The following is a 21,938-nucleotide window of genomic DNA, read 5'->3' as shown; positions in this document are numbered from 1 at the left end:
GGAAGCAATGGCTGATGAGGCCGGGGAGGACACCGAGCTGTTCGCCGATCCGGCGCAGCGTGATGCACTCCAGCCCCTCGGTCAGGGCGATGGCCGCCGCCGCGTCGACGATTTCCGCACGTCGGTCCGACGGGACTTACGGATCCGCTTCCGCTGAGGGCTTGACGACATACCGGCGACGCTATTGACGGCGCGACCAATGAGCAACCGGCGGGAGGACCGGTGCCCGGAGGCGGCGGAACAAGCCCCCGAGCCGCCGCCGCAACTGCCGATCGCGGCGGGAAACGGACCCTAGCGTCGGTTCCTGCAAGCCATAACCGACGCCATGGAGGACAGGGATGAACAACAGCATTCGTACGGCGGCCGCTGCCGCAGCCCTCGTTGCCGGTCTCGTCACGGTGGGCGGTACCACCAACGCCGCTGCCGCCGAGCGTCCGGAGCGGATCACCACCCAGGAGCAGCTCGCCAGGAGCATCGCACAGGCGGTCGCCGCCGAGCAGCAGAAGGGTGCCGTCACCGACGGAGTCATCGGCGGCATGGTGGTCAACTCGACTGTTCCGCGTTCCTGCTGACGAATCGGAGGTGAGCACCGTGGACAGCACTGCGGACCTTGCCCTGGACGGGCGGGAAAGCCCCCTCAGATGGTGTCCGAGCGGTGATGCGAGCCGCCCGGAGTCCGTTGTCCTCGGCGTGCGGTCCGGGGAGCGTGATCAGGTCGCCTACCTGGCCGAACCCGTACCCGCCGCCGACGTTCTCGGCAGCATTCCGGAGGGGATCGCCCCCAACCGGGTGCTCCGGTTCGCCTCGCACTGCGTTTCGGACTGTGCGAACCGGGTCGGCGAGGCCTGCGGGCTGATCGAACGCATCACGACCGTGCCGGCCGAGCCCGGCCCGGCCGCCGTGCCACGGTGCCACCTCCGCCCGCACTGCAAGTGGTGGAACCAGGTCGGTGTCGAGGCCTGCCACCGCTGCCCCGCCCTGACGACACTGGAACCCCGCGACGACGAACTCGCCGTTCTCGTCGCGGACCCGGCGACCACCCGTGAACAGCTGGAGAGCTGGATCGCCGCCGCACAGTGAGCGATACCGTAGACGCAGTCGGTCACGGACCGGACCGAAAGCACGAGAGAAGGGATGTCGTGGACAACTGGATACGGTGCTTCCGCCCGGCCCCCGACACCGGAGCGCAGTTGCTGTGCTTCCCGCACGCAGGTGGTTCGGCAAGTGGCTACGTCCCGCTGTCGACCGCGGTCACGGGGACGGTGGAGGCACTGGTCGTGCAGTACCCCGGGCGGCACGACCGCATCGCCGAACCGTTCGCCGAACGGTTCGGCGATGTCGTGGACGCGGTGCTGGCCTCGCTCCCCGCGAGCGGGAGCCGGCCGCTGCTGCTGTTCGGCCACAGCATGGGCGCGCTCCTGGCGTTCGAGACGGCGCGGCGGCTCGCAGCCGAAGGGCGGGAGCCCGCGGCGCTGTTCGTCTCGGGCAGCGAGGGCCCGTCGCGGCCGCGGAGCGCGCGGCTGCCCGACCCGCCCAGCGACCACGACCTGATCGCGGAGATGCGGCTGCTGTCCGGCACGGACGAGGAGTTGCTGGCCCATCCGGAGATCCTCGAGCTCGCACTGCCGCCGCTGCGCGCCGACTACGCCATGCTGTTCGCCCGCGTCCACGTTCCCGGGCCGCCGCTCCACTGCCCGGTTGTCGCGCTGACCGGTGACAGCGACCCCCGGGTCTCCGTCGAGGGCGTACAGGCATGGGAGCGGGAGACCGAAGGACCCTTCGAGCGGCATGTGCTGCCCGGCGGCCACTTCTTCCTGGGCGACCACCTGCCCTACGTCGCGGATCTCGTCGCCGCGCAGGTGTCCGGGCGAGTCTCCCGTACGGTCGTCTGACACCACGCACCGCACAGGGCTTTGGCCCCGGCCCCCTTCCGGGTCGGGGCCAAAGCCCTGTGCGGTGTCCTCACTCACTCCGCCTCGAACTCCGAGAGCAGGGCGTCCAGGGAGTCGTCGCCCTCCCCGGCGGCGACGATCCGGCGGGCCATCTCGTGCAGCGTCAGCTGTTCCAGGAAGAGCGTGATGGGGACATCGAGGTCGAAGTCGTCCCGGAGGCACCCGACCAGGTGGACGGCGGTCAGGGAGTCGCCGCCGGCCGCGAAGTACGTCATCTCCGGATCGTCGGCGTCCGCCAGGCCCAGGGCCTCGGCGATCAGCGCGCGGATGTCCTGCTCCAGGTCGGCGGAACGGCCGCCCTGCTCCGGCTGCTCCCCGACCGGTGCGACCGGGACGAGGCGGTACGCGCCGTGGCTCTCGCCGGCGAAGGGGTAGGACGGCAGCGCGACCCGTCGGCCGCCGCCCTCCCGCACCACCTGCTCACCCGCCAGCCAGGCATCGCCGAGCGGGTCGGGCCCGCCGCGGCCCACCGCACCGCCCGAGGCCAGTTCGGCGAGCAGATCCGCCGCCCCGGCCCGGTCCTCGGCCCGCACATAGCCGCGCACGGCCATCGGGGCACGGCCCAGGCAGAGGGTGTGCGCGGTGTCGGCGAGGGACGGGGCCCCCGGCGCCCGCAGCGCCTCGGCCAGCCGCCCGGCCATGGCGGTGAGGTCCTCCCGGGTGCGGGCGGACAGCAGCAGGACCTCCGGTGCACCCTCGGCGGCCGGCTCACCGGCATTGGTGCGCCGGGGCGCCTCCTCCAGGACCACGTGCACATTCGTGCCGCCGATGCCGACCGAGCTCACCCCGGACCGCCGGGGGCCGAGTTCGGGCTCCGGCCAGGCGGTCGCCCGTCCGACCAGGTGGAACGGCGAGTCGTCGAAGCCCAGTTCGGGGTGCGGGCGGCCGGCGTCGGCGTTCGGCACCAGGGTCGCGTGCTCCAGCATGAGCACCGACTTGATCAGCGCGGCCACGCCCGCCGCGGCGTCCAGGTGGCCGATGTTCGACTTCACCGAGCCGATCCCGATCCGCCCGGTGCCGAGCGCTCCCTTGAACGCGGCGGTCGCCGCCGCCGCCTCGATACGGTCACCGAGCGCGGTGGCCGTGCCGTGCGCCTCCAGGTACTGGGCGTCGGCCGGGTCGAGACCGGCCGCCGCCCAGGCCTCCACGACCGCGGCGGTCTGCTGGTCGACGCCGGGCGCGGTGAACCCGACCTTGGTGGCTCCGTCGTTGGTGACGGCGCTGCCCCGGATGACTGCCCTGATCGGGTCGTTGTCGGCGAGCGCGTCGGACAGCCGGCGCAGCACGACCACGCCCACGCCGTTGCCGGGCACGGTGCCGCCGGCCCGCTCGTCGAAGGGCCGGCAGCGGCCGTCCGGCGAGTAGATGCCGCCCTGCTGGTGGACGTAGCCCCGCTTGCGCACCGTGTCCACGGCGACGCCTCCGGCCAGCGCCGTGTCGCACTCGCCGAGCAACAGGGACTGCACCGCGAGGTGCACCGCCGTCAGCGAGGTCGAGCAGGCCGTCTGCACCGTCAGGCTCGGACCTTCCAGGCCCAGCCGGTAGGAGATCCACGGGGCGAGGAACTCGCGGTCGGTCAGGATACGGACCTGGAGCGCCCCGAGGGACGCGGCGAGCCGTGGGTCGGTCTGCGCGGCCAGCATGTGCTCGGTGGGGCCGCCGCCGACGTACACGCCGGTACGTGCCGACCCGCCCAGCGGGCTGCGGCCGGCGTCCTCCAGCGCGGACCAGGCCGTCTGCAGGAGCAGCCGGTGCTGGGGGTCGAGGGCCGCCGCCTCGGTGCGGTTGAAGCCGAACAGCTCCGCGTCGAAGCGGTCCGCGTCCGCGAGATGGCCCTTGGCCGGTACGTAGTCGCGGCCGCGCACCTCCTGCGGGTCGGCGCCGTCGGCGATCAGTTCCGCCTCGGTGAAATCGGTCACCGAGCAGAGCCCGCCGAGCAGATTCTCCCAGTAGGTGTCCAGGTCGGGCGCGCCGGGGAAGCGGCCGCTCATTCCGACGACTGCGATCGCGGAGTCGGCTGCGAGGGGCTCGGCGGCGCTTGCGTTCTCGGTCATCGTGTGGAGCCTTTCCGGTTGCTGAGTCGTCGGGCTGCGGCGGTGCGTCGGGCGTGCCGGTCACCGCCGCGCGCGGCGGCCGTGTCGGCGGGAGGAGCGGTGGCGGGGGCCCCGGGGGCCGACCGGTCGAGGTGGGCGGCGAGGGAGCTGACGGTGGGGTGACGGAACAGGTCGACCAGGCCGAGTCCGCCGTACGTGCCCAGCTCGCGCAGGGCGGACAGGACGCTCAGCAGCCGGATCGAATTGCCGCCCAGATCGAAGAAGTGGTCGGTGACGGCGACGAGTTCGAGATTGAGCACCCGAGCCCACAGGCCGGCCACCAGCTGCTCGGTCGCGGTTCCCTCGACGGTGGTCGAGCCGTCCGGCCGGCACCGCACGGTGGCGGGTTCCGGCAGCCGGGCCCGGTCGATCTTCCCGTTGCTGCTGAGCGGCATCTCGTCCAGGCGCACGAACACCTCGGGCACCATGGACCCGGGCAGCCGCCGGGCGAGATGGGCGCGCAGCTCCGCGTCCGGGGGCGCCGCCCCGTCCCGGCCCACGACGTACGCCACGAGCCGCTGGGCGGTGCCCGTGCCGCGGACGGTGGCCGCTGCCAGGGCGACGCCCGGCGCACCGGCCAGCAGGGTCTCGATCTCACCGAGCTCGATGCGCACGCCGCGCAGCTTGACCTGGAGGTCGGAGCGCCCGAGGTAGTGGATGAGACCCTGCGCGTCGATCCGGCCGAGATCGCCGGTGCGGTACATCCGGGTGCCCGGTGCGCCGTGCGGGTCGGCGACGAACCGTTCGGCGGTCAGGGAGGGTCGGCCGATGTAGCCCCGCCCCAGCGAGGCACCGGCCACGTAGATCTCACCGGCGACCCCGGCGGGGACCGGCCGGAGCCGCTCGTCGAGCACGTAGACCCGGGCGCCGGGCACGGCGCCGCCGAGCACCACGGGCTCACCGGGGGTGAGGTCCCCGGTGGTCGCGTAGACGGTCACCTCGCTGGGGCCGTACGCGTTCACGATCCGGCGTCCGGGCGCGCTGAGCCGCTCGACCAGTTCGGCGGGGCACGCCTCGCCGCCGACCGCGACGGTCCGCAGGTCGGGGAGCTGTCCGGTCAGGTCGGGCAGCAGCATCGCGGCGGACGGCGGCAGGAACACATAGGTGATGCGGGAGTCCCGCAGCCGATCGAGGAGCGCCTCGCCGATCCGCTCGTCCTCCCGCGGGATGTGCAGTTCCGCTCCCGCCACCCAGGGGAAGAAGAGGTCGGACACGGCGACGTCGAAGCCGAACGACACGAACTGCAGCACCCGGTCGTGGGCCTCGACCGGGAAGGAGTGCCGGACCGCCTGTGTGAGGTTGACCAGCGCCCGGTGCTCGATGGCGACGCCCTTGGGGACGCCGGTGGAGCCCGAGGTGAACAGGACGTAGGCGAGGTCCTCGGGGCCCGGTGCGGCACCGGTCGGGGCGGAGCCCGGTGTGACGGGGTCGGTGACGGCCGGGCGGTCGACCCGGATGCACGGCACCTCCAGGCTCTGCCCCTTCTCCGCGGTCTCCCGGGAGGTCAGGAGGAGTCCGGTGCCCGAACTCTCCACCATGTGGCGGAGCCTGGCCTCCGGGTGGGCCCGGTCCAGCGGAACGTACGCGCCGCCCGCGCGCAGGACGGCGAGGGCCGCGATGCCCTGGTCGGCCGAGCGGGGCAGCAGCAGACCGACCCGGAAGCCGGGCCGCACCCCGGCGGCGCGCAGCCGGGCGGCCAGCGCGTCGGCCCGGGCGAGCAGTTCGGCGTAGCTCAGGCGGAGGTCGCCGCAGACCAGGGCCGTGGCATCGGGGCGTTCGGCCGCCCGGTCGGCGATCAGGTCGGGCACCAGGCGGTCCGGCGGCGCGGCCTCCGCGAGGCGGTCGGCGCCGGCGATGGTCCGGCGGCGCTCGTCGGCCGGCACCAGCTCCACGGCGGACAGCGGTGCGGACGGGTCCGCGAGGAGCCCGGCCAGCAGCGTACGGAAGTTGTCCGTCCAGCGGCGGACCGTCCCGGCCTCGAACAGGTCGCTGCGGTAGATGAACTGGGCGGCGAGTCCGGCGCCCCACCGCTCCATGAACAGGTGGAAGTCGAACTTGGCGGTGTCCAGCGTCAGGGCGAGCCGTTCGGTCGTGGCGCCCAGCAGCCGCAGATCCGGCGCGGCCTCGTCCTCGTAGCTGAGCGCCACCTGCACCACCGGGTCGTGGCTGGTCTCACGGACCGGGGCGAGGGTGTCGACCACCGCCTCGAACGGTGCGTCCTGGTGGGGCTGTGCCGCCAGCATCGAGGCCCGGACCCGGCGGGTGAGTTCGTCGAGCGAAGGGTCGCCGGACACGTCCACCCGCATCGCCAGGGTGTTGGTCAGCATCCCGACCATCTCCTGGAGTTCGGACCGCTCGCGCCCCGACGACGGGTAGCCGACGACCAGGTCCTCGGCGCCCGAGAGACGGGAGAGGAACGCGGCGTACGCCGCGAACATCGTCATGAACGGGGTGGCGCCCTGAACCGCGGCCACTTCGGCCAGGCGCTCCCTGACCTCGGCGCCGAGGAGGAAGCGCTCGGTGCCCCCCGCGGCCGTGCGGACCGGCGGGCGCGGGCGGTCCAGCGGCAGTTCCATTGCGGTCGGAGCGCCGCGCAGCCGGTCGACCCAGTGCTCCACGGACGCCTCGAACGCGCCGTCCGCGGCGCGCTCCCGCTGCCAGGCCGCGTAGTCGGGGAACTGGAGCGGTAGTTCGGCCGGCCGGTACGCCAGACCCCGGGCCTCGTGACGGTACCCGTCGGACAGCTCCTCCAGCATGAGCCCGAGCGACCAGCCGTCGCAGACCAGGTGATGGGCGACGAGGAGCACCCGGTGGCTGCCGTCCTCGACGGCGTACACGGTGCAGCGCAGCAGCGGCCCCGCGGCGGTGTCGAAGGGGCGGGCCGCCTCGGCGCGCACCAGGGCGTCCGCACCGGCGGCGGACACGGCCCGCCGGACCGTGAGCCGCACCCGTCCGACGGCCGAGACGCGCTGCGCGGGGGTGCCGTCGTCGGCGGTCCGGAAGACGGTCCGCAGCGCCTCGTGGCGGGCGACGAGCGCGTCCAGCGCACGGCCGAACGCCTCGGTGTCGAAGGGCCCGTGCACCGCGAAGGCGACCGGGACGTTGTACTGGGGGGAGCCCGGATTCAGCTGGTCGAGGACCAGCAGGCGGCTCTGGGCGTCGGAGGCGGGGAACTCGTACTCCTCGTCCCCGTCGCCCTCCCCGGCGTAGAGGTCGATGAGCTCGACGGCGTCGACGGTCATGGTTCTCAGTCCCCTCGGAGGGCGGTTTCGAGGACCGCGGCGATCACGGCCGCCGGGCCCGGAGTGAGTACGTCGCTGTGACCGCAGTCCAGTTCGTGCACATCGAGCGCGGCGGTCACGCGCTTCCAGGCCTCGGTCTTCTCGGCCGTGGTCGGCCAGTCGTCGTGCGTCGCGGAGAAGAGCGTCGTCGCGCCGTCGTAGTGGGACGGGCGCCACTCCCGTACGAGCCGGGTGTGATGCGCCCCGGCGTCGACGAGGGTGTGGAGTTGCGCCTCGGAGAGGCCGTCGAAGGTGCCCTCGCGGGCCTGGGCGAACAACGTGGACCGCTTCAACGGCCCGTTCGGCAACGGAAGTTCCGGCGCATGGGAGTGGAGCAGGATGCGCAGCATCTCGTCCTCCACGGCGGCGGGGGCCAGCGGGTTGCGCCTGATCTCGTCCGGCATCGGCATGGCGTCCACCACGGCGAGCATCCGGACCTCCTCGCCGGCCCGGCGCAGCCGCACCGCGAGTTCGTGGACGAGCGGACCGCCGAAGGACCGGCCGAGCAGCAGATACGGTCCGTGCGGCTGGAGCTCACGGACGCTGCTCAGGTACAGGTCCGCCATCTCGCCCATGGTGGACGGGAGTTGCCCGACCCCGGTCAGCAACGCCGGACTCTGCAGGGTGTGCACCGGGCGGGCCGGATCGAGGTGCGGCAGCAGGTTCACGTACGACCAGCTGATACCGAGGCCCGGGTGCACGCAGATGAGCGGGGTGCGATTGCTGCCGGTCCGCAGGGTGAGCACATGCTCCAGGCTGTTGTGGTGCGGCTCGTCCGACGTCGTCGCGGACCCGGGGCGTGCGCGGGTGGGGCGCAGCGGCATCCGCGGGGCGGGTCGGTTCGCGGACGGCGGCGCGTCGAGCCGGGCGGCGAGACCGGCCGGGGTCGGCGCGTCGAACAGGGCGGAGACCGGGATCCGTACGCCGAGGACCGTCTCGATCTTCGACTTCAGGCGCAGCGCGGTCAGTGAATGGCCGCCCGCCTGGAAGAAGTCGGTGTCGGGCCCGACCGCGGGGACCCCGAGCACCGTGCCGAACAGGGCACACAGCTCCCGCTCTCGCGGGGTGCGCGGAGCCCGGTGGGCCGCCGGTTCCCCGGTGGGGCCGGGGTCGGGGAGCGCGGCCCGGTCGACCTTCCCGTGGCGGGTGAGGGGCATCTCGTCGATCCGGGCCCACAGCGACGGCACCAGGTGCGCGGGCAGCTGCTGGGCGGCATGCGCCCGCACCCGGTCGAGGGTCCGGTGCCACTGCTCCTTCCGGTCCATGTCCTGAGCCGGCACCAGCCAGGCGGCCAGCAGCTTGCCGCCCGCCGCGTCCCGCCGGGCGCCGACCACGGCCCGTGCCACGCCGGGGCAGCCGGCCAGCGCGGCCTCGACCTCGGCGGGCTCCACCCGGAAACCACGCACCTTGACCTGGTCGTCGGCCCGGCCCGCGAACTCCAGCACGCCGTCCGCCGTCCAGCGGGCCAGGTCCCCGGTGCGGTACATGCGGCTGCCGGGCGGCCCGTACGGATCGGCGACGAACCGCTCCGCGGTGGGTACCGGCCGCCCGAGGTAGCCCTGGGCGAGGCCGCTGCCGCCGATGTACAGCTCACCGGTGGCGCCCGCCGGGACGGGGCGCAGCCGGGCGTCCAGGACACGGGCGCGGGTGTTGTCCAGGGGACGCCCGATGGGGACGGCGCCCGGATGACCCGCGGACGCCCCGGTGGCGGTGTGCGCGGTGGCGAACACCGTCGTCTCGGTGGGGCCGTAGCCGTTGACGACCACGGTGTCCGGGCAGTGCTCCTGGATCCGGAGCACGGTGTCGGGTGCGAGGACGTCGCCGCCGGACCACACCTCGCGGAGCCCGGACAGCGCCTCGGGCGAGATCTCCGCGACGGTGCGCAGCAGTTCGGGTGTGAGCATCAGCGCGGTGACCCGCCGTTCCCGCACCACCCGCTCCAGCAGGTCGGGGGTGACCGCTTCGGCGGGGGCGACGACCACGGTCCCGCCGTTCAGGAGCGGGATCCACACCTCGTACGTCGAGGCGTCGAACGTGTACGGGTTGTGCAGCAGCACCCGGTCGTGGGCACCGCCCGCGAAGCGGCCGTCGGCGGCGAGTTCGGTGATCGCCCGCTGCGGGACCACCACCCCCTTGGGCTCACCGGTGGAGCCGGAGGTGTAGATCACGCAGGCGGCGGACCCGGGATGAGCGGGAACACCGTCGAAGGGCACGGGCCGGGAGGCCTCGGTGACGTCCAGCACCGCGGTACCGGCGGGCAGCGCGGTGGCGGCCGGGCCGGTCCCCGCGGTGAGGACCAGGGCGGGCGCTGCCGCGGTCATCAGCCGGGCCAGCCGCTCCGGCGGGTGCGCCGGGTCGAGGGGAAGCCAGCAGGCGCCCGTCTTGAGGACCGCGAGCTGGGCCACGACCAGGGACGCCGAGCGGGGCAGCAGCAGGGCCACGGTGTGCCCCGGCGCCACACCGGCCTGGACGAGGCGGCCGGCCAGCCGGTCCGACGCGGCGTCGAGCCCGGCGTAGCTGAGGATCTCGCCGTCCGTGTCGACGGCCGGTGCGTCCGGGGTACGGGCCACCCGGTCGGCGAACCGCCCGGTCGGCGTGGCGGGTTCAGCGAGTGTGCAGGCCGGGCCGTCGGCCAGGGCCAGCAGGTGGTGCCGCTCCGCCACGGGCAGGGCGTCGACGTCCGCCACCGGTGCCTGCGGCGAGCGGGCCAGCTGCTCCAGTACGTGCGCCAGGCGCTCGGTGACCGCGGTGGCGGAGATGCCCCGGCGGCAGCTCACCGACAGCAGCAGCCGGTCCTCGGCGACCGCCGCGATCGTGACCGGGTAGTGCGTCGCGTCCGTCACCTTCACCAGGCGGACGGCGCCCGGGCCGTCGTCGCTCCCGGAACCCCGCGGGAAGTTCTCGAAGGCGATGATCGAGTCGAAGAGCTCGCCGGCCCCCACGGCGCGCTGCACCTCGGCGGCGCGGGCGTGGTGGTGTTCCAGCAGCCGGGACTGCTCGTCCTGGATCCGGCGGAGCAGCTCCTCCACCCGCTCGCCGTCCCGCAGCCGCACCCGTACCGGCAGGGTGTTGATGAACAGGCCCACCATGGACTCGACGCCGGGCAGGTCGTGCGGGCGCCCCGAGACGACCGCGCCGAAGACCAGGTCACGGGAGCCGGTCAGCCTGGCCAGGACCAGGGCCCAGGAGACCTGCACCAGGGTGTTGAGGGTGACGCCCGCCGCTGCGGCCCGCCGGACCAGCATGTCGGTGAGGCCGGTGGTGAGCCACAGCTGTGAACGGTCGGGCGCCTTGTCCGCTCCGGTGGGGGCCAGCAGCACGGGCCGTTCCAGGCCCTCCAGCGACTCGCACCATGCGGCCTCCGCCTTGTGCCGGTCCTGGCCGCCCAGCCACACCAGGTAGTCCCGGTAGGGCGCGGCGGGCGGCAGCGGGGACCCCGCCACCAGGGCGGCGAGGTCCCGCTCGACAACCGGCATCGACCAGCCGTCCAGCAGGATGTGGTGGAAGGACACGATCAGTTCGGCACCGGTGTCGTGCCGCAGGAACGTGGCACGGACCAGGGGCGGGCGGGCCAGGTCGAAGCGGAGCGCCGCGTCCTCGCGCAGCACCTCGTCGGTCCGCACGCGCACCTCGCCCGGGGCGAGTTCCGTCAGGTCCACGTCGGTCCACGGCACCCCGACCGCCTTCGGCACGACCTGGACCGGCCGGTCCAGGCGCTCGTGCCGGAAGCAGGCGCGCAGATTCGGATGCCGGTTCAGGAGCGCGGCGACCGAGGCCCGTACCGTCTCCCCGGTGACCGAGGGGCCGATCAGGAAACGGGCCTGCACCAGATACGGGTCGGGGCCGTCGGTCTGCCGGGCGGCGTGGAAGAGCAGCCCCTCCTGCAGTGGGGAGAGCGGCAGTACGTCCGCGATGCGCGCGTTCATCGTCGCTCCCCCTCGCCGCCGGTGGAGTCGGTGTCGTCGAGGCCGGCGTCCAGGTCGCCGAAGTCCATCTCCTGCGCGAGCAGTTCGAGCTGGTCCCCGGTCAGGTCGACGAGCGGGAAGTCGGACGGGGCGTGGACGGCCCCGTCGTCCGGCCCGCAGTGGTCCGCGAGGACGGAGAGCGCCTTGGACCACGCCCCGGCCAGTGTGCGTACCTCGTCCTCGGTGAGCACCCCCGACGGGTAGGAGAAGCTCGCCTCCAGGACGGGCTCGCCGTTCTCCTCACGGGCCAGCACGTCCACCTCCAGGGTGTGCGCCAGCGGCACGGCGTCCGGGCCGGGTTCCAGCAGCCGCCCGCCCGCCGCGTCGCCCGCGGCGAACCGGCCCAGATAGTTGAAGCGGACATCGGGTGCGGGGAGCGCGGCGAGTGCCGGGCCGGTCTCCGGGTGGAGATAGCGCAGCAGACCCCAGCCGAGCCCGCCGGAGGGAACCCCCCGCAGCTGCTCCTTGACGCACTTCAGGGCCTCTCCCGGCTGACCGCCCGGCACCACCGAAGCGGCACCGAGGTCCAGACGGACCGGATACTGCGTGGTGAACCAGCCGACCGTGCCGGACACGTCGACCGGGGCGGAGATGACCTCGCGCCCGTGGCCCTCCAGGTGGACGACGAGCGCGGATCCGGTGCCCCGCCGCTGGACGGCCGCCGCGGTCAGGGCGGTCAGCATCACCGTGTCGGGGCGGCAGTTGAAGGCGCCCGGCAGGGTGAGGAGCACACTGCGGGTGAGCCCGGGGTCCAGCTCGAAGGTGAAGGTCTCCCGTCGGCCGTCCGCCCACCGCCCGTCTGCGAGGCGGGCCGTGTCGTCCGCCAGCTGCCGCTCCCACCAGGGGAGTTCGTCGAGTCGTAGCCCGGCCTCCTGGGAGAGCAGCCGGGACCACCGGGTGAACGAGGCGGTCTTCGCGGGCGCGGCGTCGCCCTCGGGGCGGCCGTCCAGTGCCGCGGCGAGCTCCTGCCCGAGCACCCGCCAGGAGAATCCGTCCACGGCCAGGTGGTGCACGGTCAGCAGCAGGGCACCGGGCCGGCCGGCACCGGGGTCGAGCCACACCGCCCGCACCATCTCGCCGTGCTCGGGCCGGAGGGCGATGGTGCGCGCCAGCTCCGTCGCCCGGGCGTGGAGATCGGCGTCCACCCGCACGGCCACCCGCACGGCTCGCGCATCGGCAGGTGCGCTCACCTCGGGTACCTGGAGCTCCCAGCCGGTGTCGCCCTCGCGCACCAGGCGCATCCGCAGCGCGGCATGCCGCTCGGCCAGTACGGAGAGGGCCTCCTCGATCGCCGCGAGTCCGGTGCCGAGCGCCAGGGGGAACAGCATGGACTGGGTGAACGTGGCGGTGTCCCGGACCTGTTCGCGCCACCAGTGCATCACCGGGGTGAGGGGCAGCCGGCCGGTTCCGGTGTCCTCCTCTTCCGGGGCGTCGGCGTCGGGCGTGCGGGCCAGCACGGCCAGCCGGGCCGGGGTGCGTACGGTGAACACGTCGTGCGGCGAGAGCACCAGACCGGCCGCCCGCGCCCGGGCGGCGAGCTGGATCGCCATGATGCTGTCGCCGCCGAGACGGAAGAAGTCGTCGTCGGCACCGGCCTGTTCGAGATCCAGGAGCTCGGCGAAGAGCCCGCAGAGGATCTCCTCACGCGCCGACCCGGGGAGCCGGACGGCGTCCTCGGTCCGTGGGGCGGGCGCGGGCAGGGCGGCCCGGTCGAGCTTGCCGTGCGACGACAGCGGCAGCGCGTCCAGAGCCACCACGGCGGCCGGGACCATGGCCGCGGGCAGGCGCCCGGAGGCGTGCAGGAGCAGCGCGTCCGCGTCTATCTCCGCCCCCCGCGCCGGCACCACGTACGCGACGAGCTGTGCGGTGTCCGCCCGGTCGTGCCGTACGACGGCCACCGCCCCTTCCACGGTGGGGTGTTCGGTGAGCGCGGCGGCGACCTCACCGGGTTCGATCCGCAGCCCGCGCAGCTTCACCTGCTCGTCGCTGCGCCCGAGGTAGTACGTGCTGCCGTTGTCGTCACGGTGGGCGAGGTCGCCGGTGCGGTACATCCGGCTGCCGGGCGGACCGTAGGGGTCGGCGACGAACCGTTCGGCGGTGAGCGCGGCACGTCCCAGGTAGCCACGGGCGAGCGCGGGACCCGCCAGGTACAGCTCACCGCCGACACCGGCCGGAACCGGACGGAGCCGCTCGTCGAGGACATAGGCGGTGGTGCCCGCCACCGGTGTGCCGATGGGCGGCACCGTTCCGTCGGCGGCCAGCGGTCCGGAGACGGTGGAGACGACGGTCGATTCGGTGGGCCCGTAGGCGTTGTGGAAACGCCGCCCGGCGGCGGACCAGCGGGCCACCAGCTCCGGTGGGCAGGCCTCCGCGCCGACAACGAGGGCGCGCAGGTCCGGATGCGGTCCGGCCGGCACGGTCGCGAGCACGGACGGCGGGACGAATGTGCAGGAGATCCGCCGCTCGGTCAGTACCGTCCCGAGGGCCTCGCCCACGAGCGGGCCCGGGGGCGGCAGCACCAGGGTTCCGCCCGAGCCGAAGGCCAGGCACAACTCGCCGACGGAGATGTCGAAGGAGGGCGGCCCGAGCTGGAGCACCCGGCTGTCGGCGTCCAGCACGATGCCGTCCACCAGGCTCCGGGTGAGCGCGGCCACACCGGCGTGGGTGACCACCACACCCTTGGGGGTGCCGGTGGAGCCGGAGGTGTGGATGACGTGGGCGGCATCGTGGGGTGCCGGGCCGCCCGGCGGCAGCGGCTCCCCGGCCCAGGCGGCCTCGTCGAGGACCAGGGTCGGCAGACCGGTCTCCAGCGGCGCGGCGCCGGGTTCGGTGACGAGGAGTACCGGCACGGCCTCGTCGAGGACCCGGCGGAGCCGCTCGGCCGGGTGGGCGGGGTCGACGGGCAGATAGGCGGCGCCGGCGCGCTGGACGGCCAGCGCCGCCACCGGCCAGTCGCTGCCGCGGGCGAGAGCGAGGGCCACGATCCGCCCCGGGCCGACGCCGAGGCGGACCAGGTGGCCGGCCAACCGGGCCACCCGGTCGTCCAGTTGGGCATAGCTCAGGGTGTGCCCCGGGGACTCGACGGCCGGCGCGCCCGGTGTGCGGGCCGCCTGCCGGGTCACCAGCTCGGGCAGCGAGACCGGGGCGGGGGCGGCGGGCCCGGCGGAACCGGCGAGCAGCCGACCGCGCATGGCCGACGGCACCACGTCGATGTCGCCGATCAGCGCGGTCGGGTCGGCGGCGATCTGCCGCAGGAGCTCGACGTAGCACTGCGTCCAGCGGGCCACCGTCTCGGGACTGAAGACATCGGTGCGCAGCCCGAAGCTGCCCTCCATGCCGTCACCGCTGTCCTTCACCACGCCGACCAGATCGTGCTCACCGCCCGTGTGGATCCGCTCGGGCTCCGCGAACTCCTTCATCACCGAGACGCTCGGCTGCTGCGTCAGGTGCATGAACACCCACTGGAACAGCGGGGCCCGGCCCGCGCTGCGCTCGGGCGCGGCAGCCGACACGATCCGGCCGACCGGCACGTCCGCGTTGGCCATCAGATCCGGGAAATCGACCGCGAACCCGGCGAGCACGTCCGCGAAGGACCGGTCCGCACTCACCTTCCATCGGGTCGGCACGGCATTCATGACGTACCCGATCACCTGGTCGAGGCCCTTGGCCGCGCGGTTGGCGATGGGGGTGCCGATCACCAGGTCGTCGGCGCCGCTGACCCGGTGCGCCAGGACGGCGAAGGCGGCCATGAGGACGATGTAGACGGAGGCGCCGCGCTCCCGGGCCAGGGCCCGCACCGCGGCGGTGGTCGGGGCGTCGATGTGGAAGGGAATCTGCGCGATGCCGTCGCCCTCGGTGACGGCTGCGGCCCCGCCCGGCACGGTGAGCGGACCGGGCGGGTCGGCGAGATAGCGCCGCCAGAAGTCGAGCCGGCTCGCGAAGACCCCGGACTCCGCCAACTCGCTCTGCCAGCACGAGAAGTCGGCGTACTGGACGGCCGGACGAGTGAGGGGCGGCTCCAGACCGTCGCGCAGGGCGCCGTACGCCTGCGCGAACTCGTTCTGCAGCACATCGAACGACCACCAGTCGCTGATGGTGTGGTGCAGACTCAGCATCAGCGTGGAACGCCGCTCGTCGACCCGGACGAACCGGGCCCGGATCAGCTTGTCCCGGCCGAGGTCGAAGGGGCGGCTGCGGAAGGTCTCGAAGGCCTCGTCGATCGTCCTGTCGGTGCCCCGCAGATCCTCGCGCTCCAGATCGAAGGCCCCGTCGTCGTGGAACTCGACATGCAGCTCACCCGACGGGTCCGTCACGATCCGGGTCCGCAGGATGTCGTGGTGACGCTGGATCAGCGTCAGCGCCCCCTCCAGATGCCCCGGGTCGACGGGCTGCTCGAAGTGGTAGGCGGCGCACAGGTTGAGCGCGGGGGTACCGGGATACAGCGAGTCGTACACCCACAGGTCGTGCTGCGCGGGGCTGAGCGGCACCCGGCGGCCCGGGTCGCGCGGGGGTATGACGGCGGGTATCTCGCGGGCCCGCCCCGCCTCCAGGAGGCGACGCATCAGTCGGACCCGCTGCTCCCTGCCGAGTGCGCCGAACCGGTCGGCCATGGAAGGGGATGCCGCACCCGGGGCGGTGCGCGAAACGGTGGGGGCGCTCATCACAGGTTCTCTTTCAGTTCGGCCAACCGGTGCAGCCCGGCCAGTACGTCGTCCCGTCCGATGCCGAAGTCGATGAAGCAGGCGACCTCGTCGACGCCCAGATCCGCCAGATCGGCGAGCATCTTGGCGCAGTGGCCGGGGGAGCCGAGCAGGCTGCCCCAGCTCAGATAGCGTTCGAAGGCGAAGTCGGCGAGCATCGCAGTCTGTTCCTCGGTGAGCCCCGCGGTGGTGGCGTCCGCGGACCGGTTGGCCGCCGTCTGGCGGACGTACGAGGCGAGGTAGGTCTTGAGTGGTGCGCCCGCCATCCGGCGGACCTCCGCGTCGTCGGTGCCGACGTAGGTGTGGGCCATCAGCGTGACGCGGCCATGTGCGTCGGTGCCCCGCTGGTCGGGGGCCGCTGCGCAGGCGACCCGGTAGAGCGCGATCTTCTCGGCCAGCTCGTCACGGCTCTGCCCGACGGTCGCGCCGAGCACCCCGGCGCGCAGCTGTCCGGCCGCCTCCCAGGTCTCCGGGTTGCCGGACGTGGTGACCCACAGCGGCAGGGTGTCCTGCACGGGCCGGGGCTGGGGCGTGACGGAGACCGGGGTGCCCGTGCCGTCGGGGTACTCGGCGGGCTCGCCCGCCCACAACGACCGCAGCCGCGGGATCGTCTCCAGCGCGGTGCGCCGGCGGTCCGCGTACTGGCCCGGGGCCAGCGTGAAGTCCTTGGAGTGCCAGCCGGTGGCGACGGAGAGGCCCACCCGCCCGTGCGAGAGGTTGTCCACGACGGCCCAGTCCTCCGCCACCCGCAGCGGGTGGTGCAGCGGCAGGACGACGCTGCCCGCGCGGATCCCGATCCGCTCGGTGGCGACGGCGAGCGCCGCGCTGAGCACCGGCGGGCTGGGGAAGACCTGACCCACCTGCTGGAAGTGGCGCTCGGGGGTCCACACGGCGTGGAACCCGAGCCGGTCGGCGGTACGGGCCACGGCGAGGATGTCCTCGTAAGTCTCGGTGTGCCGGGCCGCGCCGGCGGTGGTGCTGTCCGCACCGAAGAACATCACACTGAGGTCCACTGCCACTCCTCCTGCTTTCTGCTGGGCTGGGTCTGGGGTTGCGGACGCCGCGGCACCCGGGGACGGCGCGGGATGGGGGAAGCGGCGGCGGGGGCGGGCAGGGCGACCGCCCGTTCCAGCTCGGCGGCGAAGGCGGCGACCGTGGGCGCGGCGAACAGCTGGGCCACGGTCACCTGCCGTCCGGCGCCGAGCCGGGCCACGGCGCGCACCGCGCGCAGGGAGTTGCCGCCGAGAGCGAAGAAGTCGTCGTCCGGACCCGCGCTCGGCACGCCGAGGACCTCGCACCACACGGCGGCGGTCTCCCGTTCCAGCGCGGTCATCGTGCGCTGGGCGGTGGCGCGGTGCCGGGCCGGTGCCACGATCCGGTCGTTCTCACCGGCCCGCCGGGGCGGCCCGGTGAGGCCCAGCCCCGACAGGGGCGTGTCGGGGGCGGTCGCGGCCGCCTCCAGGGCCTGCGGGAGGGCGTCCGCGAGCCACTGGACGAACTCCGCTTCGAGGGCCTCCCCGCGGTACTCGAACGTCAGCGTCAGCCCGTCCGGTGCGCCCTGGTCCGAGGTGGAGTCCGTGACGTCCACCAGGAGTTCGAACCGGGCGGCGCCGGTGCGCACGACCTCGACGCCGTGTTCGGCACCGGGCAACGTGACCTCGGCCCGCGCGTTGTTCTGGAGCGCCAGGACCACGTCGGTGAACGGCTGACGGCCGGGGGAGCGCGGTGGGTTGAGGGCGCCGACCACGTCCTCGAACGGCACGTCCTGGTGGCTGAACGCGGCGAGGTCCGTCTCCCGTACCCGGGCGAGCACTTCGGCCGCGGTGGGGTCCCCGGACAGATCGGTGCGCAGCACCAGCATGTTGACGAAGAACCCGACGACGTCCTCGACGCTGCCGTCCCCGGCGCGTCCGGCCACCGGGGCGCCGATCGCCAGGTCCTCGTCCGCACCGGCCCGTACCAGCACGGTGGCCAGCGCGGCGTGCAGGGCCATGAAGAGGGTGGCGCCCCGGGCGCGGGCCGATTCGACCACCCGGGCGTGGGCCGCCGCGTCGAGCCGGCGCACCACGACCCGCGCGTCCGGACCGGGTACGGCGGGACGCCCGGCGCGGCGAGGCAGCAGCGGACCGCCGGCCGGCAGCCCGTCCAGTTCCTTGTGCCAGTACGTGAGCTGGCGGGCGGCGAGCGCGTGCGGGTCGGACGGTGAGCCGAGCCGGTCGAGCTGGTGACGGGCGTGCTCCGCGTACTGGACGGTGAGCGGGGGGAGTCCGGCCGCGTCCGCGCCCCGGGCCCGTGCCTCGTAGGCGCGGGACAGATCGCGGAAGAGCGGCCGCAGGGACCACCCGTCGCCGGCGATGTGATGGACCAGCACCAGGAGCGCGTGCTCGTCCGGGTGCTCCCGGGCGGTGAACAGGGTTGCTCGTACCGGGAGTTCGGCACGCAGGTCGAAGCGGTGGCGGGCCTCCCGCTCGATCTCCCGGTCCATCGACTCCTCGGCGATCCGCAGGTGCCGGAAGGGCGGCCGCGCGGCAGCCCCGCTCAGCACCCGTCGTACGGGGGATCCGTCGGACTCCTCGAAGACGGTGCGGAGCACTTCGTGACGCTCGGCGACCCGGGCCAGGGCGTCGTCCAGCGCGGCCGGATCGACCGGGCCCCGGAGCCGGACCAGCATCGGCAGGTTGTACGCGGCACCGGCCCCGATCCGGTCCAGGAACCACAGCCGGTGCTGCGCGTGCGACACCGGGAGCGTCCCGGAAGCGTTCCCGGGCACGGCACTCGGCGCGGGGGGCACCGGTGGAGCGGTGTCGACGAACGGGGCGAGGAGCGCCGGGGTGGACGCCTCGAAGAGCCCGCGGATGTCGATCTCGGCGCCGAGCGCGGTACGGATCCGGCCCAGCAGCCGGGCGGCGAGCAGGGAATGGCCGCCGAGGGCGAAGAAGTCGTCGTCCGGGCCGACCCGGTCGGTGTGCAGCACCTGGGCGAAGAGCTCGCACAGCGCGGCCACGGTGCCGCTCACCGACGCCCGGCCGGCGGGGGCCGTCGCGGGTCCGGGCTCCGGGAGGGCGGCCCGGTCCAGCTTTCCGCTGGGGGTCAGTGGCAGCGCGTCCACCGGTACGAAGACCGCCGGGACGAGGTAGTCGGCCAGCACGCCGCGGGCGTAGGCGCGCAACTCCGCTTCCCGGAAGTCCTGTCGGGCGCTGCCGCGCGGCACGACGTACGCGGTCAGCTGGCGGTCGCCCGCCGGGTGCTCGTGGGCGACGACCGCCGCCCGGTCGATGCCGGGGTGCCGGGCCAGTACGCTCTCGACCTCGCCCGGCTCCACCCTGAAGCCCCGGATCTTCACCTGGCTGTCGGCCCGGCCCAGATATTCGAGGACCCCGTCGGCGCGTCGTCGCCCGAGGTCCCCGGTGCGGTAGACGCGCTCACCGGACGGGGCCGCGACGAAGCGTTCGGCGGTCAGCGCGGGCCGTCCCCGGTAGTCACGGGCGACGCCCGCCCCGGCGGCGTAGATCTCACCGGTGCGGCCGTCCGGCACCGGACGGAGCTCCTCGTCGAGGATGTGCAGCCGCTTGCCCGCCAGCGGACGGCCGATCGGCACCGGGCCCGCGCCGAGCTCGGCGGCGCTCACCGGGTGGACGGTCAGGAAGATCATGCACTCGACGGGGCCGTAGCCGTTGCTCAGCCGCAGGTCCGGCCGGCGCTCCAGGGCGCGGGCCGCGTGCGGCGCGGACAGGGCCTCGCCGCCCACCACGAGTTCCCGCAGTCCGTCCATCACCTGCGGGTACTCGTCGACGATGACGTTGAAGAGGGACGCCGAGAGGTACATGGAGGTGATGCCGTGCTCGGCGACGAGCCGTGCCATCACGAACGGCTCGGGCCGCTGCCCGGGGTGCAGGACGCAGGTCCCGCCGTTCATGAGCGGCCCCCACAGCTCCAGGGCGAACGCGTCCCAGGACAGCGGCGCGCACTGGAGCCAGACCGCGCCGGGGCCGAAGGACGCGAAGGTCTGTCCGGTGAGGGTGGCCGTGAGCGCGTGGTGCGTCGAGGCGATGCCCTTCGGCCGCCCGGTCGATCCGGAGGTGAACATCACGCAGGCGATGTCGTCGGGCCGGACCGGGACGGCGCCGCGCGGCAGTGGCTGCGCCCCGTGTACGTCCTCGATGTGCACCTGCGCCACGTCGAGCATCCCGGGCGCGGCGTCGCGGGCCGAGACGACCAGGGCGGCCCCCGCGTCCTCGGCCATCGCGCGCAGTCGTTCGGCGGGGAAGCCGGGGTCCAGCATCACGTACCCGGCTCCGGCCTTGAGGATGCCGAGCACCGTCACGACGAGCGCGGTGGAGCGCTCCAGGTACACGCCGACCGTGTCGCCGGCCCGGATGCCCCGCGCGGCCAGCAGACCCGCCAACCGGGCCGCCCGCTCGTCGAGTCCGGCGTAGTCGATCCGTTCGCCGCCGTGGATCAGCGCTGTCGCGCCGGGCGTCCGTGCCGCCTGCTCCTCGAACAGTTCATGCACGCACCTCATCCCGCTCACCTCCCTGGTGCTCGCCCTGCTCGACCGGCTCCTGAGGTGCGTCGAGGTCGGGCAACAGGACGTCGATGTCCCTGATCGAGCGGCTGGCGAGTCCCCAGAGGGCGACCGCGGTCCCGCCGATGCCGGCGAGGAACAACATCGCCGACATGCCGCTGCCCGGACCGTCGCCGACGAGGGGACCGAGCCCGGTGAAGAGCCCGGAGCCCTCGGCGGCCAGCGGTTCGAAGACGTGGTCGGCGAGCGGTCCGGAGACCGCCATGGCCAGGGGCACGGAGATCTGCGACAGGAACATCACCGCGCCGAAGACCCGGCCGTGCCACTCGTGGGGGACCTTGGTCTGCACGATCGTCTGCATCGACGCGTTGACCACGGTCATGAGCAGGGCGCCGACCAGGATCGCCAGGCACCAGCCGGTCACGCTGCCCACCAGGCCCATCACCACCAGGCCGGACAGACACATGCCGACCACGCCGAGCATCATGCCCCGGCCCCGGTTCGCGGGTCCGCCCCAGGCCGCCATGAGCAGGGCGCCGGCCACTCCGCCGACGCCGACCGAGGTGTTGACCGCGGCGAGTGCGCCGTTGCCGGCCCGGAGCAGCACCATCGGCGAGATGAGGGCGAAGCCGAAGACCATGACGAGGTTGACGACACAGAAGTTGACGATCAGGTCGCGCAGGCTGGGTACCCGGAACAGGTAGCGCAGCCCCTCGACCGCATCGGCGGTGATCCGTCGGCGCGGTGCGTCGGTGGTGGCCTTCGCCACCCGGTCGCCGTTGAAGCGCACGAGCTGGATGCCGATGAGGGCGAACGCGTAGCTCGCCAGGTCGACCAGGAGCGTCGGGCCGATCCCGAAGAGCGCGACGAGCAGACCGCCCAGCGCGGGGCCGCCGATCCCGGCGGCACTCTTCGCGCCGGCCAGCAGGCCGTTGGTGCGGTCCAGTTGGTCCTTGCGGACGAGGAGGGGAACGGCCGAGGACAGGGCCGGGAACTGGAAGGCGGCACAGACGCCGAGCAGCACGGTGGCCGGATAGACCTGCCAGGCCTGGAACGCGCCGAGGTAGTGGAGCAGGGCCAGGGTGCCCACGACGAGGAGCCCGCCGGCGTCGGCTATCCGGAGCGCGGTGCGCTTGGGTATCCGGTCGACGATTGCACCCGCAATGGGACTGAACAGGGCCTGCGGCAGCATGGCGCACAGCGACAGGATGGTGACGGCTGTCGCGTTCCCGCCGGCCGACCACACCTCGACGATGAAGGCGAACCGGACCGCCGCGCTTCCCGCCAGGGATACCGCCTGACCGGACCAGACGAGGAGGAAGGGCCCCATTCCCGAAAAACGACCGGGAATGTCCGTTGATATCCGGGCGCCCATCAGGATCCGGATCCCTTGTGCACCGACGTCCGGCACGTCGTGCCGGA

General features: G+C 73.8%; 11 protein-coding genes. 4 read left to right on the top strand and 7 right to left on the bottom strand.

Annotated elements, in window-relative coordinates; all coding sequences use genetic code 11:
* Positions 1 to 7: 7 nt before the first annotated feature.
* From OG978_RS07315 to OG978_RS07300, 4 genes are all read left to right on the top strand, one after another.
* Positions 8 to 157: a hypothetical protein gene (locus OG978_RS07315; protein WP_326764414.1), complete on the top strand. Its 150-nt coding sequence runs from the start codon at positions 8 to 10 to the stop codon at positions 155 to 157.
* Positions 158 to 338: 181 nt separating this feature from the next.
* Complete coding sequence (locus OG978_RS07310; RefSeq protein WP_326764413.1) at positions 339 to 572, top strand: hypothetical protein; 234 nt, start codon at positions 339 to 341, stop codon at positions 570 to 572.
* Positions 573 to 591: 19 nt separating this feature from the next.
* On the top strand, positions 592 to 1,080 hold the full coding sequence (locus tag OG978_RS07305; RefSeq protein WP_326764412.1) for a hypothetical protein: 489 nt from the start codon (positions 592 to 594) through the stop codon (positions 1,078 to 1,080).
* 59 nt (positions 1,081 to 1,139) lie between these two features.
* Entirely contained in the window at positions 1,140 to 1,892 is a 753-nt protein-coding gene (locus OG978_RS07300) for a thioesterase II family protein (RefSeq protein ID WP_326764411.1), read from the top strand.
* Between the two features lie 74 nt (positions 1,893 to 1,966).
* Here the strand turns inward: OG978_RS07300 and OG978_RS07295 are convergent, their stop codons facing one another.
* The 7 genes from OG978_RS07295 to OG978_RS07265 are packed head-to-tail and all read right to left on the bottom strand — an operon-like array spanning position 1,967 to position 21,846.
* On the bottom strand, positions 1,967 to 4,006 hold the full coding sequence (locus OG978_RS07295) for a beta-ketoacyl synthase N-terminal-like domain-containing protein (RefSeq protein WP_326764410.1): 2,040 nt from the start codon (positions 4,004 to 4,006) through the stop codon (positions 1,967 to 1,969).
* Entirely contained in the window at positions 4,003 to 7,287 is a 3,285-nt protein-coding gene (locus tag OG978_RS07290; protein ID WP_326764409.1) for a non-ribosomal peptide synthetase, read from the bottom strand. The genes OG978_RS07295 and OG978_RS07290 overlap by 4 nt, the downstream gene beginning before the upstream one ends.
* 5 nt (positions 7,288 to 7,292) lie before the next feature.
* Positions 7,293 to 11,252, bottom strand: coding sequence for a non-ribosomal peptide synthetase (locus tag OG978_RS07285; RefSeq protein WP_326764408.1), 3,960 nt, complete (start codon positions 11,250 to 11,252; stop codon positions 7,293 to 7,295).
* Positions 11,249 to 15,952, bottom strand: a complete 4,704-nt coding sequence (locus OG978_RS07280; protein WP_326764407.1) for a non-ribosomal peptide synthetase — start codon at positions 15,950 to 15,952, stop codon at positions 11,249 to 11,251. Before OG978_RS07280 ends, OG978_RS07285 begins: the two co-directional genes overlap by 4 nt.
* Positions 15,952 to 17,004: a MupA/Atu3671 family FMN-dependent luciferase-like monooxygenase gene (locus OG978_RS07275; RefSeq protein ID WP_326764406.1), complete on the bottom strand. Its 1,053-nt coding sequence runs from the start codon at positions 17,002 to 17,004 to the stop codon at positions 15,952 to 15,954. The genes OG978_RS07280 and OG978_RS07275 overlap by 1 nt, the downstream gene beginning before the upstream one ends.
* Entirely contained in the window at positions 16,989 to 20,513 is a 3,525-nt protein-coding gene (locus tag OG978_RS07270) for an amino acid adenylation domain-containing protein (RefSeq protein WP_326764405.1), read from the bottom strand. Before OG978_RS07270 ends, OG978_RS07275 begins: the two co-directional genes overlap by 16 nt.
* Positions 20,497 to 21,846 (bottom strand): MFS transporter, encoded by a 1,350-nt coding sequence (locus OG978_RS07265; protein WP_326764404.1) that lies wholly within the window; start codon positions 21,844 to 21,846, stop codon positions 20,497 to 20,499. Before OG978_RS07265 ends, OG978_RS07270 begins: the two co-directional genes overlap by 17 nt.
* Between the last annotated feature and the right edge of the window lie 92 nt (positions 21,847 to 21,938).

The organism is Streptomyces sp. NBC_01591, from assembly GCF_035918155.1.
Lineage (GTDB): Bacteria > Actinomycetota > Actinomycetes > Streptomycetales > Streptomycetaceae > Streptomyces.
This window is presented reverse-complemented; position numbering and strand designations above follow the sequence as displayed.

Excerpts from the sequence above, each read along its gene's own strand:
- OG978_RS07290 (WP_326764409.1), bottom strand. The coding sequence starts at position 7,287 with ATGACCGTCGACGCCGTCGAGCTCATCGACCTCTACGCCGGGGAGGGC.
- OG978_RS07280 (WP_326764407.1), bottom strand. The coding sequence starts at position 15,952 with ATGAGCGCCCCCACCGTTTCGCGCACCGCCCCGGGTGCGGCATCCCCT.
- OG978_RS07265 (WP_326764404.1), bottom strand. The coding sequence starts at position 21,846 with ATGGGGCCCTTCCTCCTCGTCTGGTCCGGTCAGGCGGTATCCCTGGCG.
- OG978_RS07295 (WP_326764410.1), bottom strand. The coding sequence starts at position 4,006 with ATGACCGAGAACGCAAGCGCCGCCGAGCCCCTCGCAGCCGACTCCGCG.
- OG978_RS07315 (WP_326764414.1), top strand. The coding sequence starts at position 8 with ATGGCTGATGAGGCCGGGGAGGACACCGAGCTGTTCGCCGATCCGGCG.
- OG978_RS07285 (WP_326764408.1), bottom strand. The coding sequence starts at position 11,252 with ATGAACGCGCGCATCGCGGACGTACTGCCGCTCTCCCCACTGCAGGAG.
- OG978_RS07270 (WP_326764405.1), bottom strand. The coding sequence starts at position 20,513 with ATGAGGTGCGTGCATGAACTGTTCGAGGAGCAGGCGGCACGGACGCCC.
- OG978_RS07310 (WP_326764413.1), top strand. The coding sequence starts at position 339 with ATGAACAACAGCATTCGTACGGCGGCCGCTGCCGCAGCCCTCGTTGCC.